Raw genomic sequence first — 15,998 nt, forward strand, 5'->3', positions numbered from 1 at the left:
ATCCCCCGGGGTGATGCGGCCGGGGGAGGCATCAGGATGAATTCCGCTGGCAGCGGCGTTCAGTGAACCTTGAGGTTCTCTGCCGACGCCTTGCCGCGGTTCTCCACCAGCTCGTACTCGACGGACTGGTTCTCGTTCAATGTGCTGAGGCCCGCGCGCTCGACGGCGGAGATATGGACGAACACGTCCTTGTCGCTGCCGTTCGGCTTGATGAACCCATAACCCTTGGTCGGGTTGAACCATTTGACGGTGCCCTTCGGCATCGTCTCTCTCCCAGTTTAGACATAAAAAAGACGCGGCCACGTTTTCCACGTGCCACGCCACAAGCGGACTTTGCGCTGTCTGTTCACTTTCCGGGTCGTCAGATCCAAAGTCTTCAAGTCCGAAGTTTCGCCTCTCGAAGCCTGTACATCGAAGCCTTGGATATCAACGTCGCGAAACGCACAGTCGAACGGCCGCAATCCGATTGTGAAGGGATTGCAACACGAAAATTGCGCCTTAGCAAGCGCGGTGGTTTTGCGTGACGCAACCTCAGCCTGTGCCGGTCGAACTCCGGGGCAACGCGTTCGGCCACTGGCCGACTGCCGGCGGAACCCGGCGCGCACCAGGCGAACGCGCTAACTCCGGTCCACCCGCACCACGCGGCCCTTGTCGATCGCCAGCGCGAGCTGGCCGTGCTTGAGCTTGAGCGCGGCCTCGCCGAACAGTTCGCGACGCCAGCCGTGCAGGGCGCCGACCTCGGCCTGATCGCTGGCCGCGATCTCCTCGAGATCGTCGACGGTCGCGATCACCTTGCTGGCGACCGCATGGCGCTCGGCGGTCATCCGCAGCAGCACCTTCAGCAGCTCGACGATGGCGGCGCCGTTGGAATTGTTGCGCGGCTTCTCCAGCTTCGGCAGCGTCGCCTGGTCGCGGGCGAGCCCGCGCTGCACGGCGGCAATGATGTCGGCGCCCCATTTCGAGCGCTCAAAGCCCTTCGGCAGCGAGCGCAGATTGCCGAGCTTCTCCAGCGAGGTCGGCGCATGGGTGGCGATATCGCCGACCGCATCGTCCTTGAGCACGCGCGAACGCGGCACGTCGCGGCTCTGCGCCTCCTGCTCGCGCCAGGCCGCGACTTCCATCAGCACAGCGAGATCCTTGGGCTTGCGCACCCGCGTCTTCAGCCGCTCCCAGGCGCGCTCGGGATGAAAATCATAGGTGCGGGGGGAGGTCAGGACCTCCATCTCGATGGAGACCCATTCGCTGCGGCGGCGCTTCTTCAGGTCGGCGTCCAGCGCGGCGAACACGTCGCGCAGATGGGTGACGTCGGACACCGCGTAATGCATCTGCTCCTTGGTCAGCGGCCGTCGCGACCAGTCGGTGAAGCGGTGGGTCTTGTCCGGACGGTGGCCGGTGACCTTCTCGACCAGCGCGTCGTAGGCGATGCTGTCGCCGTAGCCGAGCACCATCGCGGCAACCTGGGTGTCGAACATCGGATGTGGAATCGTGCCGGAGAGGTGCCAGATGATCTCGATGTCCTGGCGGGCGGCGTGAAACACCTTCAGCACGCCTTCGTTGGCCATCAGCTCGAAGAACGGCTTGAGGTCGATGCCGGGTGCCAGCGCGTCGACCACGACCGCTTCGTCCGCGCTCGCCATCTGCACGACGCAGAGCAGCGGATAGTAGGTCGTCTCCCGCAGGAACTCGGTGTCGACAGTGATGACCTTGTGTTTGGCGAGCCGGTCGCAGGCGGCGGCGAGGTCGGAGGTCGTGCTAATCAAATCCATGAAGTGTCCATAACGGCTTGACCCCACGCGTTCTGCCGAAAGGGCAGCTATGTCAAGGGTCTTGCAGGGATTTTGGCCCTGCGCGGGGCGAGGGACAGGGCATTTTTGAATTGATTGGGCGTGATTCGAGGGTGTTTTCGGCCTGGTCGTGCCGACAATTCGTCGGTCGTGCGGGCGAAAGGCGGGACCCGTAGCCGCCGGAATTCGTAGGTCGGGCGATCGCGGCCCCAGTCGCGCGCGGCAATGGGCATTGGGGGGATGGGTCGTGGCTCCGTGCGCAATTGCGCACCAGGCCAGGACGACACCGAATGTATCGCACGGACGACATCCGCAATCCTCGTCCCTGCCTAGTGCGCAATGCGCACGGGAGCAGGGACCCATAACCACAGGGATCTGTTGTTGAAGAGGGCCCTGGCCCAGCGCCGCGCAACAAACTTGCATTTGTGGTTACGGGTCCCGGGTCAAGCCCGGGACGACACTGAGTTTGCTGCGCCTCTTGTGAGTCATGTTTCCGCATTCTCGCGGCATGAGTTGCCCGAGTCTTGCTGTTCGTTTCGCGCTCTCTCAGAGGGCGCAGGGAAAGCCGGGTGCCGATCGCACCCATGGGCCCCGAGCAATGGGTAGCAAGCTCGGGGCTAGGACCACGGCCAAAATACCGGCGCGTGCGCCATCTCGAATATCTGAGCGACCGAGGGCAGAGTGCGTCTTCGATCGGCCTGCTCCTTGTTTTCGCACTTTGTGAACGCGTCCAGTCTGGGGTAAACAAACCCCTTGGCATCGTCGAACGAGGCCCATTGTCGCCAATGGCCCGCAGTCGGACGGATCACAATGCCGGAGAAACAGCCAAGCGCCGATATCGAGGCTGCTCTCAAGCACTGGCTCGAAACCGTTGATCTCGGCCAGTACAGCGACCTCTTTGTACTGCATCGCATCGACTTGGACATCCTGCCCGATTTGACCGAGCAGGATCTGGTCGAGCTTGGACTTCCGCTGGGAGACCGCAAGCGCTTGCAGCGCGCGGTTGCTTCCCTGACCCGTTCGGCAGAAGGTCCCGCCGGCGGTAGGAGCGTCGCGGAAGGCGCGGCGGTGAGCGCCGAACGGCGCCAGCTCACCACGATGTTCTGCGACATGGTGGATTCCACCTCGCTGTCCGCGCAGTTCGATCCCGAAGACGTCCGCGACATGATTGCGGGCTTCCGCGAAACCTGCGTCCGCGTGGTCAAGCATTACGAGGGCTTTGCCGCCCGTTTCGTCGGCGACGGTATCCTGGTCTATTTCGGCTATCCGAATGCCCATGAGGATGACGCCGAGCGGTCGGTGCGTGCGGCGCTCGAAATTGTACGGAGCCTGTCGTCGGCGAGAGCGAGTGACGCCCGCGACGTTGCAAATCATGGGCCCAGTGTGCGCATCGGGATTGCGACCGGCCTTGTTGTCGTCGGAGACCTGGTTGGACAGGACACCGAGGAGCACGATTCCGCAGTCGGCGAGACGCCAAATCTGGCTGCCCGTCTGCAGGCCTTGGCGCCTCCGGACGGCGTCGTCATTGCGTCTTCGACGCAATCCCTGCTGAGAGGAAAGTTCGACTACCAGGACTTCGGATTTCACGCGCTGAAGGGGATATCCGCGAAGGCCCAGGCCTGGCTCGTGGTTCGGCCCTGCCGCGCCGAGACGCGATTTGCCGCAGCCATGGGCTCCAGATTGACGCCGCTGGTCAACCGCACCGAAGAGGTGGCGTTGCTGCTCACGCGTTGGCAGCAAGCGAAAGCCCATGAGGGGCAGGTCGTGGTGCTGACGGGCGAGCCGGGAATTGGAAAGTCCAGGATCGTTCAGGAATTGCGGGAGCGGATCGCAGGTGATCAGCACGGACAGGTTTCGTTCCAGTGCTCTCCCTATTACAGCAGCACCGCTTTTCATCCCTTCATCGAGCATCTCAAATTCGCGCTCGGCCTTGACGGCGAGAACGCGTCTGCGCTTTGGCTGACAAAGCTTGAAGCCGGTGTCGCCGCCTCGAACGGCGAGGCGGACACAGTGGTCCCGATCCTTGCGGCGTTGCTTTCAATTCCCACCGGGGACCGCTACGCGGCCCTGGATCTCTCGCCGCAGCAGCTGAAGGATGCGACGATTTCCACGCTCGTCAACCATCTGCTCGCGCAAGCACGCGGGCAGACGCTCCTGATCGATTTTGAGGACGTACATTGGATCGATCCCACCTCGCGGGCCGTGCTCGATCTGCTGGTGGAGAACGTTCGCAACACGTCGATCCTCGTCGTGATCACCTGTCGTCCGGAGTTTCAGCCGGGCTGGAAGGATCACGCGCACACCATCAGTGCGAACCTCAAGCGTCTCGGCCGACAGGTCCGCACGATATTGGTTGAACGTGTGGCTGGAGAAAAGGAGCTTCCCAAAGAGGTGATTGAGGACATCATTGTCAAAACCGATGGTGTGCCGCTCTTCCTTGAAGAGCTGACCAAGGCCGTTCTCGAATCCGACGTCTTGACTGAACAACATGGACGTTACGTCTTGTCCGGTCCGTGGCATCAGCTCGCTATTCCCGCGACATTGAACGACTCGCTGATGGCGCGGCTCGACCGGATGGGACCGTTCAAGCGGATCGCGCAGATCGGCGCCACGATAGGTCGCGAGTTCTCCTACGAGATCCTTCGCGAGGTTGCCGAGGCGCCGGCGGACCAGATCGAAGCCGCCCTGAACCATCTGGAGGCAGCCGGATTGATCGTCCGCTTCGGCTTTCTGCCGGAGGCGCTGTACTCGTTCAAGCACGTGATGATCCAGAATGCGGCGCATGAAAGCTTGTTGCACAGGGAAAGAAGGACGCTGCACTCCAAGATCGCACGCGTGCTCGCCGAAAAATATCCGGAAAAGATCGAACGCGAACCGGAGCTTCTCGCCTACCATCTGACCGAGTTTGGCCAAAGCGAGCCGGCTGCGGGTTTCTGGCTCAAGGCCGGAAAGCAGGCCGCGATGAAGGGTGCGACTCTGGAGGCGATCGGTCATTTGCGTCGTGGGCTCGGGGTTCTGCAAGCCTCACCCGGCATGCTGGGCCGAAACGAGTCCGAGCTTGAGCTTCGCATCGCCCTGGGCACCGCCCTGATCGCGGCAAAGGGATACGCCGTGCAGGAAGTCGAGGAGAACTATGTTCGCGCGCTCGAACTCGGCCGGAATCTTGGCAACATGGCGAAGGTCTTTGCGGCGACGCGCGGACTTTGGGTGTGCCATTTTATCCGCGGCGATCTCGCGCGGGCGCATGAGCTGAGCGCGGAGCTCCTGCAGTTCGCAAGGCGCGAGGCATCGAACCAAAGTTCGTCCGCGACGCAACAGACGGGATATCTGATCGAGGCGCATCGGGCGATCGCGATGACCATGCTGTACCGCGGGCGGTTTGTCGCCGCCGAACATCACCTTCATCGCTTCAGGAATTTGTATCGTCCCGATCTACACGGCGCCCTGACGGCAACGCATGGCATCCATCCTGGGATCGTCTCGCTCTCGTATCTCGGGTACGTGTCGTGGTTTCTGGGCCGCCCTGACGCGGCGCGCCGATATAGCCAGCAGGCTATTTCGGAAGCGGAAGACCTTCGCCACCCCTTCACGCTGTCGTTTGCACTGACATTCGGCGCTTACGTTTGCCAGCATCTACGCGATGTCGAAGGGACCCACGACTACACCAACAGGGCACTGGCTCTCTCATCGGAACACGGCTTCCTGCATTGGAAGCATCAGACAACCATCCTGCGAGGATGGGCGATGACCGAGCTTGGGAATGTCGATGAGGGATTGAACCAGATGCGAATGGCTATCGACGGTTACGAGGGCATGAGCGCCCGGCTCGCCAGTTGCTGGTTCAGGAGCCTGCTCGCGAAGGCCTATGCAAGTGCCGGCTTGCCGGATGCTGCCTTGCACGAACTCGACAGTGCATCGGCGATCGGGAGAAGAACGGGAGAGCATTTTTACGAAGCCGAGATCTATCGTCTGCAGGGTGAGATAACGCTCAATGACTCGAAACCATCGTCCGTCGAATCCGCCGAGCGAATGTTCCTCGCCGCGATCGAGCTGGCGCGCAGGCAAAGCGCGCGGTCCTTTGAATTGCGGTCAGCTGTCAGCCTGGCGCGCCTATGGCGACATTCCGGCAAACAGGCGCGAGCGGCTGAGCTGTTGCTACCCGTCGTTCGAACGTTCACGGAAGGTCTGTCTACGCCTGACGTCAAGGAAGCGCTCGAGCTGGCGAATGAACTGACAATGGAAATGCCCGGAGATCATGAATGGAGCGGGCGGGTCTGAGCATACCGAGGCGCCCCGGGCGCTATCCGCCCGCTTACGCCTGACCGTCGCATCGCAGATGAATGATGGTGTTCGCTTCCGCCCACGGTTCGCGGCGGCGGCAACGTTGGGTGGATGCTGTTCCGGCGATGTGCGCCGGACTGATCAGCGGTTGGCGATGCTCCTGGCCTCGATTGGCGGGGCAACGTCGTCCCGATCAATCCGCGCTTCGTTCGCGCGAATGCGCGACGGCCATCCGTGCCGTGAGGCCAGCATCGTCAGCCTGTCCCTGACTAGATAATGCGCCGGGCCTTCGAGGAAGCGCCAGACGAACCATGCCAGCAGCACCATGCCCGTCACGACCAGCACGGTCGAGAGCGCGTTCGGCGTTGGTGCGATCAAGAGCAGGATGACGTAGCCGAGCTGCAGATGCAGCAGATAGAGCGGATAGGTGATGCCGCCGACGGCCCTGACGAGGCCTGCCGGCAGGGCTACCGACTTGATGCGGGTGGCAGCGAACACGATGCCGAGCGAGACGATGCAGATCACCGTCACAACGCCGGGATCGAAGCTGCCATGGGTGTGGACGCCGAGCCGCTCCAGCTTGTGCACGGCCTGGAACGTCGCCGTGCCTGTCGCCAGCGTCAGCAGGCTGTACAGCCTGGTGTCGCGCCGTCCCCGGTAATGCTCATAGATCAGGAGCCCGACGGCGAAGAAGCCGCTGTCGTCGGCCATGAACAGCTTCTCGAACAGGGGAACGTCGAGGGTCAGCTCGTTGGCGAAGGTGATTGCGATCCACGCTACGATGATCGTGTCGATGCGCCGCGGAAAGATGCCCCAGGCCAGGAACAGCGCGATCCAGGCGTAGAACACGACCTCGATCACCAGCGACCAGTAGGCGTCGTCCATGTAGGGCTGACCGAGCATCGGGGCTGCGATGAACAGGTTTGCCAGCCATTGCCCCCACGTCACGTGGAAGTACGCGTGGCCCAACAGCAGCGTCGCGAGGAAGGTCAGCGTCATGCAGATGACGAAGGTCGGATAGATCCGGCTGAAGCGGGCGATCGCGAAGCCAATCGGCGTGCGGCCTTCGGCGGAATAGGCAATGACGAAGCCAGAGATCGCGAAGAACACGGGGACGCCGAGGAAGCCGTATTGCGCGACCGGGGCGAGGTACGGCATCGCCACCTTTTGCACGCCGTTCGATGCCACGCCCCAGAAGCCGTAATGGTACAGGATCACGGCCCCGACCGCGGCGAGCCGCAGCAGGTCCAGCATGGGAACCCGGGTCGGATCCGGTTGTTTAGAAGCGCTCGGCATATATCCGCTATCGTGGCGGCGAGGCATGAAGGCGTTCTTAATCCGCCCGGCGAAACGACCGCGCGATCGTTCACGATTGCAGGAGCCCCGTGGCGATGCCGGCGGCCGCGCTGAGCACGACCACCACGAGCGGCGGCGCGCGCCATGCCGTGAGCAGGACGAAGCCGGCCAGCGCGATGCCGAAATCGAGCGGACGGTGGACGCTGCTGGTCCGCACCGGATTGTAGAGCGCGGCCCCCAGAAGGCCGACGACCGCGGCGTTGACGCCGCGCATCATCGCCTGCGCCGCCGGCCGTTTGCGAAAGCTATCCCAGAACGGCAGTGCCGCGAGCAGGACGAGAATTCCTGGCAGGAAGATACCGACGAGGCCGACGATCGCGCCCGGCAGGCCGCCGATCACGGCGCCGAGATAGGCGGCAAAGGTGAATAGCGGGCCCGGCACCGCCTGCGCGGCGCCGTAGCCGGTCAGGAACGCATCGTCGCCGATCCAGCCCGGCGTCACCACGGCTTCGCGCAGCAGCGGCAACACGACGTGGCCTCCGCCGAACACCAGCGCGCCCGAGCGGTAGAAGGCCTCGAACAGGCCGAGGCCGGGCCATGTCCGCGACAGCAGCGGCAGTCCGACCAACAGCGCGACGAACAGGATCAGCGCCACGACGCCAACGCGGCGCGATACCGGCATCGCGATATGGGTGGCCCCGTTGGCCTCTTGCGCCCGGCAGAACCAAAGCCCGGCGACGGCGCCGAGCACGATGGCGCCGATCTGCGCGATCGACGACGAACTGGCGAGGATGACGAGTGCCGCGACCGTCGCGATCGAGGCGCGTTCGCGGTCGGGGCAGAGCGAGCGCGCCATGCCCCAGACGGCCTGGGCGACGATCGCCACCGCGACCAGCTTGAGGCCGTGCACCAGGCCGGTACCCGCCGGACCGCTCAATCCGCCGGCGCCGAAGGCAAACAGCACCAGCGCGATCGCAGACGGCAAAGTGAACCCGGTCCAGGCCGCCAGCGCCCCCAGGTATCCGGCGCGGATCAGGCCGAGCGAAAAGCCGACCTGGCTGCTCGCCGGGCCCGGCAGGAATTGGCAGAGCGCGACCAGGTCCGCATAGGCCTGCTCGTCAAGCCAGCGGCGGCGGGTGACGAACTCGTCGCGGAAATAGCCGATATGGGCGATCGGGCCGCCGAAGCAGCTGACGCCGAGCTTGAAGAAGATGAGCAGCACCTCGAGCGGCGAGTGCGTCGAGCTCGCGGTGGCGGGCGCTGGGCCTGGCTGCGGGACGTCGGTGTCGTTCAAGCGTCGTCAATTCCCGCAATTTGCGTCCAAGGTCAGGACTCGTCAGCGCGAGCATATCGCCATTCGATGACGTTTGAGCGCGTTATTTCTCGCGGCTCTCACTCGTAGCGGATGTTCTTCGACGGCCGGCGCGCGGCGGGCATCGCCAGCACGACGAGACAGAGCGCGATCATCGCCAATCCCATAAATTCGAATGCAAATGCGTCCACGGGCCATTCTCCCCCATCAGAAACAGTTAGACTTGTTGGGGGAGCGTTGACGCGCTGTTAAGCCTTATGGTTACCGCTGCCGGCCTCGGCGCATGGTGGAGAGTGAGTTAACGCTCACATGGCGCGCTAGGCGGCCACGCTCAACGGTCCGGTGCGCAGCTTCAGATCCACCGGCGTCGGGTTGCGCAGGATGTCCAGCACGGGGCAATGACGGTCGACGGTTTCCTTCAGCCGAGCGATGTCGGCCGCGGAGGCCGGGCTGTCGATGGCGACCTCGGCCTCGATCTGGCGGAAACCGGCTCGCACGTCTGGATCGACGCTGAAGAAGCCGCGCAGATCGATGGCACCCGACAGCTTGACGGACACGCCGCTGAGGGGAATGCCGAGCGCGTCGGCATAGAGCCGATAGGTGATCTCCTGGCATGCGCCGAGCGCGGCGAGGATGTACTCGACCGGGTTCGGTGCGGTGTCCTTGCCGCCCAGCGCCGGCGGCTCGTCGACGCTGACGTAGAATTGCCGCACGGCAACGCGGCTATTGACGCCGTCGCCGAGTTGCGAAGTCGCCTGGAACACGACCTGCGCCTGCGCCGGATCGGCGCCGAGCGCCTGTTGGGTGTCTGCGAAAACCTGCTTGAACCTGAAGCTCATCGTTCGTCTTCCCCATGGCATCGATCATGAGAGGCTGATCGAACGACTCACGCAGGGCAATAGTCGCGGGATAAAAACGACAGCAACTCCGCGAAGCGCGAATTTTTCAGCAGCATTTTTCCCGCGCGCGTAGATGCGTAGGATGAGTAGAGCCTGCGGCGTCACGCGGCGAGCGCGTCCTGGTTGATCTCGCCCTTGGCGAGCGCCGTCAGCAGCGTGTCGACGTGCCGCTCTTCCTCGAGACTGTCGTGCAGCAGCCGCTGATCGTCGCGCAGATTGAGCTGGCCGGCGAGGGCGGCCGCGCTGCCATAGGCGGCGATCTCGTAGTGCTCGAGCTTCTGCGCCGACGCGACGAGGCCGGCATCGCGCAGATTGTCGTCGGGCAGCAGCGAAACCATCTTGGCGGTCTCGTGGATCAGCGCCTGCATGGCCTGGTCGGTGTGCTCAAGCGGATCGGCCCCGTGCATCCGCAGCAGCGACTTCAACCGCTCGCCCTGCACGATGGTCTCGCGGTGATGGCGGCTGAACGCATCCTTGAGCGACGGATGCGAGGCGATCTCTGCCATCCGCGCCAGCGCCACGGCGAGCTGCTCCTCGACGCTTGCGAGTTCCTGAAGCTCGGCGACATACATGTCCTTGAAGCTGGTGATCTTCATCGTGGAATCCTTCTCGTTTCTTCGTTGTTTCGGCGTTCAGGCGGTGTGGCCGCCGGAACCGGAATTGATCGGCGTCTTCTTGGCGCGTTGTGGCGTCATCTTCGCCGGGTCCGGTTGCCCGGGCACGCCGCGCGGCCCGAGTTGCCGGCGCTGCAGATCGTCCTCGGAGAAGGGCGGCTCGACGCCGTTCGGGTTGCTGCGCTCGATCGCGGTTTTCAGGTCGTCATCGCGCTGGTTCATGCTGGCGCTCCATCATCACGGCGGCACGGAACCTGGATCGGACGAGGCCGCCCGTTCCGCGCTGACCGGCCAACGATGCGCGCGCGAAATCGTTGCAAACAAATCGGGGGCGCGGCGCTACGCCACGAGCTTCGGCAGCGCGGCTGCGAGTGCATCCACCGCGAGCCGGACCTTGAGTGGCAATCGCGGCGTCGGCAGCCACAGCGCGTGGCAATCGTAGGGAAATTCCCCGTTGTCGCCGAGAACGCGCACCAGCGCGCCGGTGTCGAGGCGTTCGCGAACCAGCCAGTAGGGCAGCCAGGCGAGCCCCATGCCTTGCGCGGCGGCATCGGCGATCGCCTCCAGATCGTCGAGCCTCAGCCGCCCGGCCGGCCAGACCTCGTGCGGCGCAAGACCGTCGCGCGGAAACAGCCAGGGGCGAACGCGGCCCGAGCGGCGGTAGACGATCGCCTGGTGCCGGCCGAGTTCGTCGAGCGTGCGCGGCCTGCCATGGGCCTTCAGATAGGTGCGCGCGCCGCACACCACCATGCGCTGGCTTGCGATGCGCCGCGCGATCAGACCGGACTGGTCGTCGAGATCGCCGGTCCGGATCGCAAGATCGTAACCGCCCTCCATCAGATCGGCGATCGGATCACCGAACGCGAGATCGAGCTCGAGCGCGGGATATTTCTGCGCGAGCTTCAGCAGCGTGGGGACGATGCAGTAGCGGCCGAGCAGCGACGGCATCGTCACCCGCAGCCGCCCGCGCGGCTGCGACGATTGATCGGAGGCGAGCGCGTCGGCGGCCTCGGCCTCGCCGAGCACGATGCGGCAGCGCTCGTAATAGGCCTTGCCGGCCTCGGTCAGGCTCTGGCGCCGCGTGGTGCGGTTGAGCAGGCGAACGCCGATGCGCTCTTCGAGGAAGCGCACGTGCTTGCCGACCATCGGCCCCGACATCTCCAGGGCGTCCGCCGCGGCCGCGAACGAGCCGAGATCGACAGCCTTGACGAAAACGGCCATGCTGGTCAGGCGGTCCATGATTGAAAACTCCCGGTTTCGACTGTCGGAACTACCGGGTGATTTATCCGGGGATCGCCGCCGGGCATAGCGACATTCCATTCAATTGTTTTGGAGTTCGCCCATGGCCCGTGTCGTCCGCTTTCACCAGCATGGTGGTCCCGAGGTGCTGCGCATCGAGGAGATCGCGATTGCGCCGCCGGCCCGCGGCGAGGTTCAGATCCGCAGCAAGGCGCTGGGGCTCAACCGCGCCGAGGCCTCGCTGCGCCGGGGCAGCTATATCGAGACCGCGACGCTGCCGTCCGGCCTCGGGCTGGAAGTCGCCGGGATTGTCGCGGCGATCGGCGAGGACGTCGAAGGATTTGCGCCGGGCGATGCCGTGAGCATTGTGCCGCCGGTCTCGATGGTGCGCTGGCCTGCCCATGCCGAGCTCGCGACCTTTCCGGCGGAGCTTGTCGTCAAGCATCCACCCGCGCTCGGTTTTGAAACGGCGGCTGAGGTGTGGATGCAGTACCTCACCGCGTTCGGTGCGCTGGTCGATCTTGCAAGGCTCGGGCGAGGGGATGTCGTCGCCATCACGGCGGCATCGAGCAGTGTCGGGCTCGCGGCGATCCAGATCGCGAACCGTGTCGGCGCGGTCCCGATTGCGGTGACGCGGACATCGGCCAAGGCGCAGGCGCTGCGCGAGGCCGGCGCGACGCACGTGATCGCGTCGGCGGAGCAAGATTTGCAATCAAGGCTGGAGCAGATCGCGGGACCGAACGGCGTGCGCGTGGTGCTCGATGCCGTCGGCGGCCCCGCCTTCGTGCCGCTGACGGCATCGATGGCACCCGGCGGCATCCTGATCGAATATGGTGGACTCAGTCCTGAGCCGACGCCGTTCCCGCTCTTCAACGTGCTCGGCAAGAGCCTGACGCTGCGCGGCTATCTCGTGCACGAGATCATCCGCGATCCCGTGCGTCTTGCGAAGGCAAAGGCGTTCATTCTCGACGGGCTGTCGGACCGCACGTTGAAGCCTGTCATCGCCAGGACGTTTCGCTTCGAGGAGATCGTCGACGCGCACCGGTACCTGGAGTCGAACACGCAGTTGGGCAAGATCGTGGTGACGGTGTGAATGCGCAGGATGGGTTCACGTCCCGCAGAATGTCTGCGTCACGCGCTGCTCGGGGAGTGGCGGATCGGCGTAGGCTGCGAACTGCGGCTGGTCCTCATAGGGCTTGGCCAGCACCGTCAGCAGTTCCTCGAACGGCGCGTAGTCATCCGAGTTCACCGCAGCCGCAATCACCGCCTCGATCCGGTGGTTGCGCGGGATGAAGGCCGGATTGACCGCCTGCATCGCGGCCTTGCGTTCGGCCGGCGCTTGCGGCTCAAGCGCGAGGCGGGCGCGCCAGCGGGCGGCCCATTCGTCGAACGCCGCGGGATCGGTGAACTGCGCGCGGACGTCGGCGGCGTCATCGCTTGCGGCCTCACCGAGCTTGCGGAAGGTGAGGGTGAAGTCGGCCTGGTTCTTCGCCATGGCGTCGAGCAGATCCTGGATCAGCGCCTCGTCGCCGTCGCGCTCGGTGAACAGGCCGACCTTGGCGCGCAGCCCGGTGTTGTAGGCCGCGGTGAACTTTTCAGGGAATTCGCCGAGGATCACCTGCGCTTGCGCGACCGCCTTCTCCTGCTCGTCGGAGAACAGCGGCAGCAGGCATTCGGCGAGGCGCGTCAGATTCCACAGCGCGATGCGCGGCTGGTTGGCATAGGCGTAGCGGCCCATCTCGTCGATCGAGGAAAAGACCTGCGCGGGGTTGTAGGCGTCCATGAAGGCGCAGGGGCCGTAGTCGATGGTCTCGCCTGAGATCGACGTGTTGTCGGTGTTCATCACGCCGTGGATGAAGCCGACCAGCAGCCAGCGCGCCACGAGCTCGGCCTGGCGCGCGACGACGCTCGCGAGCAGGTCGTGGTAGGGCTGGGCGGCGTCCTTCAGCTCGGGATAGTGGCGGGTGATCACATGGTCGGCGAGCCGGCGCACCGCCTCGGTGTCGCGGCGGACGGCGAAGAACTGGAAGGTGCCGACGCGGATATGGCTGGAGGCGACGCGGGTCAGCACCGCGCCGGGCAGCGCGGTCTCGCGGATGACGTGCTCGCCGGTGACGACGGCGGCAAGCGTGCGCGTGGTCGGGATGCCGAGCGCGTGCATCGCCTCGCTGACGATGTACTCGCGTAGCACCGGACCCAGCGCGGCGCGGCCGTCGCCGCGGCGGGAGAACGGGGTGGGGCCCGAGCCCTTGAGCTGGATGTCGCGGCGGATGCCGTTCTTGTCGATGACCTCGCCGAGCAGGATGGCACGGCCGTCGCCGAGCTGGGGCACGAAATGCCCGAACTGGTGGCCGGCATAGGCCATGGCGATGGGATCGGCGCCGTCAGGCAGCCGCTTTCCGGCAAGGATTTCGGCGCCCTCCGGCGTCGAAAGCAGGTCCGGATCCAGCCCGAGCTGGATTGCCAAAGGCCGGTTCAGCTTGATCAGCCGGGGGGCGGCGACCGGGGTCGGCGCGACGCGGGCAAAGAAGCTGTCCGGCAGCGCCGAATAGGAGTTCTGGAAGGGGAAATGGATGGTCATATCCCGAAGATAGGCTCGCGGGCCGAATAGGCAAACGATTGGCGCCCACCTGGCGCCGGATCGCAGCAAAATCTGCAGTTTCGGGCCAAAAGCGGGCGTTCCCTTGGTTGCCGCCCCGAGCGGGCTCGGGTAAACCCAGCGCCTTCGGATAGGAAGTTTCCTATCGCGATTCTCCTCCGACATTGATTTTTGGGACGACCATGCATCGCTACCGGTCACATACATGCGGCGCGCTCCGCGACAGCAACATCGGCGAGACGATCCGCCTCTCGGGCTGGGTCCATCGCGTTCGCGACCATGGCGGCGTGCTGTTCATCGACCTGCGCGACCATTACGGCCTGACCCAGTGCGTGGTCGACCCGGACTCGCCGGCATTCGCCGAGGTCGAGAAGTTCCGCTCCGAATGGGTGGTGCGGATCGACGGCAAGGTGCGCCGCCGTCCCGCCGGCACCGACAACCCGGATCTGCCGACCGGCAAGGTCGAGGTTTATGTCAGCGAGATCGAGGTGCTGGGCCCGGCCGGCGACCTGCCGCTGCCTGTCTTCGGCGACCAGGAATATCCCGAAGACATCCGCCTGAAATACCGCTTCCTCGACCTGCGCCGCGAGAAGCTGCACCAGAACATCATGACGCGCGTCGAAATCATCAAGTCGATGCGTCGGCGCATGGAGGGGCAGGGCTTCTTCGAGTTCAACACGCCGATCCTGACCGCGTCCTCGCCGGAAGGCGCGCGCGACTTCCTGGTCCCGTCGCGCATTCATCCCGGCAAGTTCTACGCACTGCCGCAGGCGCCGCAGCAGTACAAGCAGCTGCTGATGATGTCGGGCTTCGACCGCTATTTCCAGATCGCGCCCTGCTTCCGCGACGAGGACCCGCGCGCCGACCGTCTGCCAGGCGAGTTCTACCAGCTCGACGTCGAGATGAGCTTCGTGACGCAGGAGGACGTCTTCGCCGCGATGGAGCCGGTGATCACGGGCGTCTTTGAAGAGTTTGCCAAGGGCAAGCCGGTGACGAAGGGCTGGCCGCGGATTCCGTTTGCGGAGGCCGTGCGCAAATACGGCTCCGACAAGCCCGATTTGCGCAACAAGATCGTAATGCAGGAAGTCTCCGAGCACTTCCGCGGCTCCGGCTTCAAGGTGTTCGCACGCATGCTGGAGGACCCGAAGAACCAGGTCTGGGCGATCCCGGGTACCGGCGGCGGCAGCCGCGCGTTCTGCGACCGCATGAACTCGTGGGCGCAGGGCGAAGGCCAGCCCGGCCTCGGCTACATCATGTGGCGCGAGGGCGGCGAGGGCGCGGGTCCCCTGGCGAACAACATCGGAGCGGAGCGCACGGCAGCGATCCGCGACCAGCTCGGCCTCAAGGAAGGCGATGCCGCGTTCTTTGTCGCCGGCGATCCCGAGAAATTCTGGAAGTTCGCGGGTCTCGCGCGCACCAAGCTCGGCGAGGAATTGAACCTGATCGACAAGGACCGGTTCGAGCTCGCCTGGATCGTCGACTTCCCGATGTACGAGTATGACGAGGAGAACAAGAAGGTCGACTTCTCGCACAACCCGTTCTCGATGCCGCAGGGCGGCCTCGACGCGCTGACGTCGCAGGACCCGCTGACCATCAAGGCGTTCCAGTACGACATCACCTGCAACGGCTACGAGATCGCCTCCGGCGGCATCCGCAACCACGTGCCGGAGGCCATGGTGAAGGCGTTCGAGATCGCAGGCTACGGCGAGCAGGAAGTGGTCGAGCGCTTCGGCGGCATGTACCGCGCCTTCCAGTACGGCGCGCCGCCGCATGGCGGCATGGCCGCGGGCGTCGACCGCATCGTGATGCTGCTGTGCGGCACCACGAATCTGCGCGAGATCTCGCTATTCCCGATGAACCAGCAGGCCATGGACCTCCTGATGGGCGCGCCCTCGGAAGCCACCACCAAGCAGCTCAAGGAGCTTCACATCCGCACCAACCTGCCGGCGAAGGGTTAGGCGGGCAGGAGAGGTG

At 64.8% G+C, this 15,998-nt stretch carries 12 protein-coding genes; 3 read left to right on the plus strand and 9 right to left on the minus strand.

Features of this window, described 5'->3' with window-relative positions; genetic code table 11:
* Positions 1-59: 59 nt before the first annotated feature.
* The gene (locus RX327_RS18240; protein ID WP_317251046.1) at positions 60-263 is read right to left on the minus strand and encodes a cold-shock protein; all 204 of its coding nucleotides are present in this window, start codon (positions 261-263) and stop codon (positions 60-62) included.
* Between the two features lie 354 nt (positions 264-617).
* Entirely contained in the window at positions 618-1,766 is a 1,149-nt protein-coding gene (gene rnd / locus RX327_RS18245) for a ribonuclease D (protein WP_317251047.1), read from the minus strand.
* Between the two features lie 828 nt (positions 1,767-2,594).
* Between rnd and RX327_RS18250 the strand changes: the two genes are divergently transcribed.
* Positions 2,595-6,062, plus strand: a complete 3,468-nt coding sequence (locus RX327_RS18250) for an adenylate/guanylate cyclase domain-containing protein (protein ID WP_317251048.1) — start codon at positions 2,595-2,597, stop codon at positions 6,060-6,062.
* A 144-nt stretch (positions 6,063-6,206) separates the two neighbouring features.
* On the opposite strand, the gene RX327_RS18255 is transcribed toward RX327_RS18250, so the two are convergent.
* The 6 genes from RX327_RS18255 to RX327_RS18280 form a co-directional block, all read right to left on the minus strand.
* Positions 6,207-7,319: an acyltransferase family protein gene (locus RX327_RS18255; RefSeq protein WP_050386626.1), complete on the minus strand. Its 1,113-nt coding sequence runs from the start codon at positions 7,317-7,319 to the stop codon at positions 6,207-6,209.
* A gap of 112 nt (positions 7,320-7,431) precedes the next feature.
* Positions 7,432-8,655: a chromate efflux transporter gene (gene chrA / locus RX327_RS18260; protein WP_317251049.1), complete on the minus strand. Its 1,224-nt coding sequence runs from the start codon at positions 8,653-8,655 to the stop codon at positions 7,432-7,434.
* 335 nt (positions 8,656-8,990) lie between these two features.
* Positions 8,991-9,512: an OsmC family protein gene (locus RX327_RS18265; RefSeq protein ID WP_050386625.1), complete on the minus strand. Its 522-nt coding sequence runs from the start codon at positions 9,510-9,512 to the stop codon at positions 8,991-8,993.
* A 161-nt stretch (positions 9,513-9,673) separates the two neighbouring features.
* Entirely contained in the window at positions 9,674-10,168 is a 495-nt protein-coding gene (locus tag RX327_RS18270) for a ferritin-like domain-containing protein (RefSeq protein WP_028332351.1), read from the minus strand.
* A 36-nt stretch (positions 10,169-10,204) separates the two neighbouring features.
* Complete coding sequence (locus RX327_RS18275; protein WP_317251050.1) at positions 10,205-10,408, minus strand: hypothetical protein; 204 nt, start codon at positions 10,406-10,408, stop codon at positions 10,205-10,207.
* Positions 10,409-10,525: 117 nt separating this feature from the next.
* Positions 10,526-11,425: a LysR family transcriptional regulator gene (locus RX327_RS18280; protein WP_317251051.1), complete on the minus strand. Its 900-nt coding sequence runs from the start codon at positions 11,423-11,425 to the stop codon at positions 10,526-10,528.
* 103 nt (positions 11,426-11,528) lie between these two features.
* On the opposite strand from RX327_RS18280, the gene RX327_RS18285 reads away from it, so the two are divergent.
* Complete coding sequence (locus RX327_RS18285) at positions 11,529-12,518, plus strand: zinc-dependent alcohol dehydrogenase family protein (protein WP_317251052.1); 990 nt, start codon at positions 11,529-11,531, stop codon at positions 12,516-12,518.
* A 15-nt stretch (positions 12,519-12,533) separates the two neighbouring features.
* On the opposite strand, the gene RX327_RS18290 is transcribed toward RX327_RS18285, so the two are convergent.
* Complete coding sequence (locus tag RX327_RS18290) at positions 12,534-14,006, minus strand: protein adenylyltransferase SelO (RefSeq protein ID WP_317251053.1); 1,473 nt, start codon at positions 14,004-14,006, stop codon at positions 12,534-12,536.
* A gap of 200 nt (positions 14,007-14,206) precedes the next feature.
* Here RX327_RS18290 and aspS point away from each other — a divergent pair, with 200 nt between their 5' ends.
* Entirely contained in the window at positions 14,207-15,982 is a 1,776-nt protein-coding gene (gene aspS / locus RX327_RS18295; RefSeq protein WP_317251054.1) for an aspartate--tRNA ligase, read from the plus strand.
* Positions 15,983-15,998: the final 16 nt, after the last annotated feature.

The organism is Bradyrhizobium sp. BEA-2-5, assembly GCF_032918025.1.
GTDB classification, from domain to species: domain Bacteria; phylum Pseudomonadota; class Alphaproteobacteria; order Rhizobiales; family Xanthobacteraceae; genus Bradyrhizobium; species Bradyrhizobium pachyrhizi.

Coding starts and splice junctions, on each gene's coding strand:
- RX327_RS18280 (WP_317251051.1), bottom strand. CDS start 11,425: ATGGACCGCCTGACCAGCATGGCCGTTTTCGTCAAGGCTGTCGATCTC.
- RX327_RS18275 (WP_317251050.1), bottom strand. CDS start 10,408: ATGAACCAGCGCGATGACGACCTGAAAACCGCGATCGAGCGCAGCAAC.
- rnd (WP_317251047.1), bottom strand. CDS start 1,766: ATGGATTTGATTAGCACGACCTCCGACCTCGCCGCCGCCTGCGACCGG.
- aspS (WP_317251054.1), top strand. CDS start 14,207: ATGCATCGCTACCGGTCACATACATGCGGCGCGCTCCGCGACAGCAAC.
- RX327_RS18240 (WP_317251046.1), bottom strand. CDS start 263: ATGCCGAAGGGCACCGTCAAATGGTTCAACCCGACCAAGGGTTATGGG.
- RX327_RS18270 (WP_028332351.1), bottom strand. CDS start 10,168: ATGAAGATCACCAGCTTCAAGGACATGTATGTCGCCGAGCTTCAGGAA.
- RX327_RS18250 (WP_317251048.1), top strand. CDS start 2,595: ATGCCGGAGAAACAGCCAAGCGCCGATATCGAGGCTGCTCTCAAGCAC.
- RX327_RS18290 (WP_317251053.1), bottom strand. CDS start 14,006: ATGACCATCCATTTCCCCTTCCAGAACTCCTATTCGGCGCTGCCGGAC.
- RX327_RS18265 (WP_050386625.1), bottom strand. CDS start 9,512: ATGAGCTTCAGGTTCAAGCAGGTTTTCGCAGACACCCAACAGGCGCTC.
- RX327_RS18285 (WP_317251052.1), top strand. CDS start 11,529: ATGGCCCGTGTCGTCCGCTTTCACCAGCATGGTGGTCCCGAGGTGCTG.
- RX327_RS18255 (WP_050386626.1), bottom strand. CDS start 7,319: ATGCTGGACCTGCTGCGGCTCGCCGCGGTCGGGGCCGTGATCCTGTAC.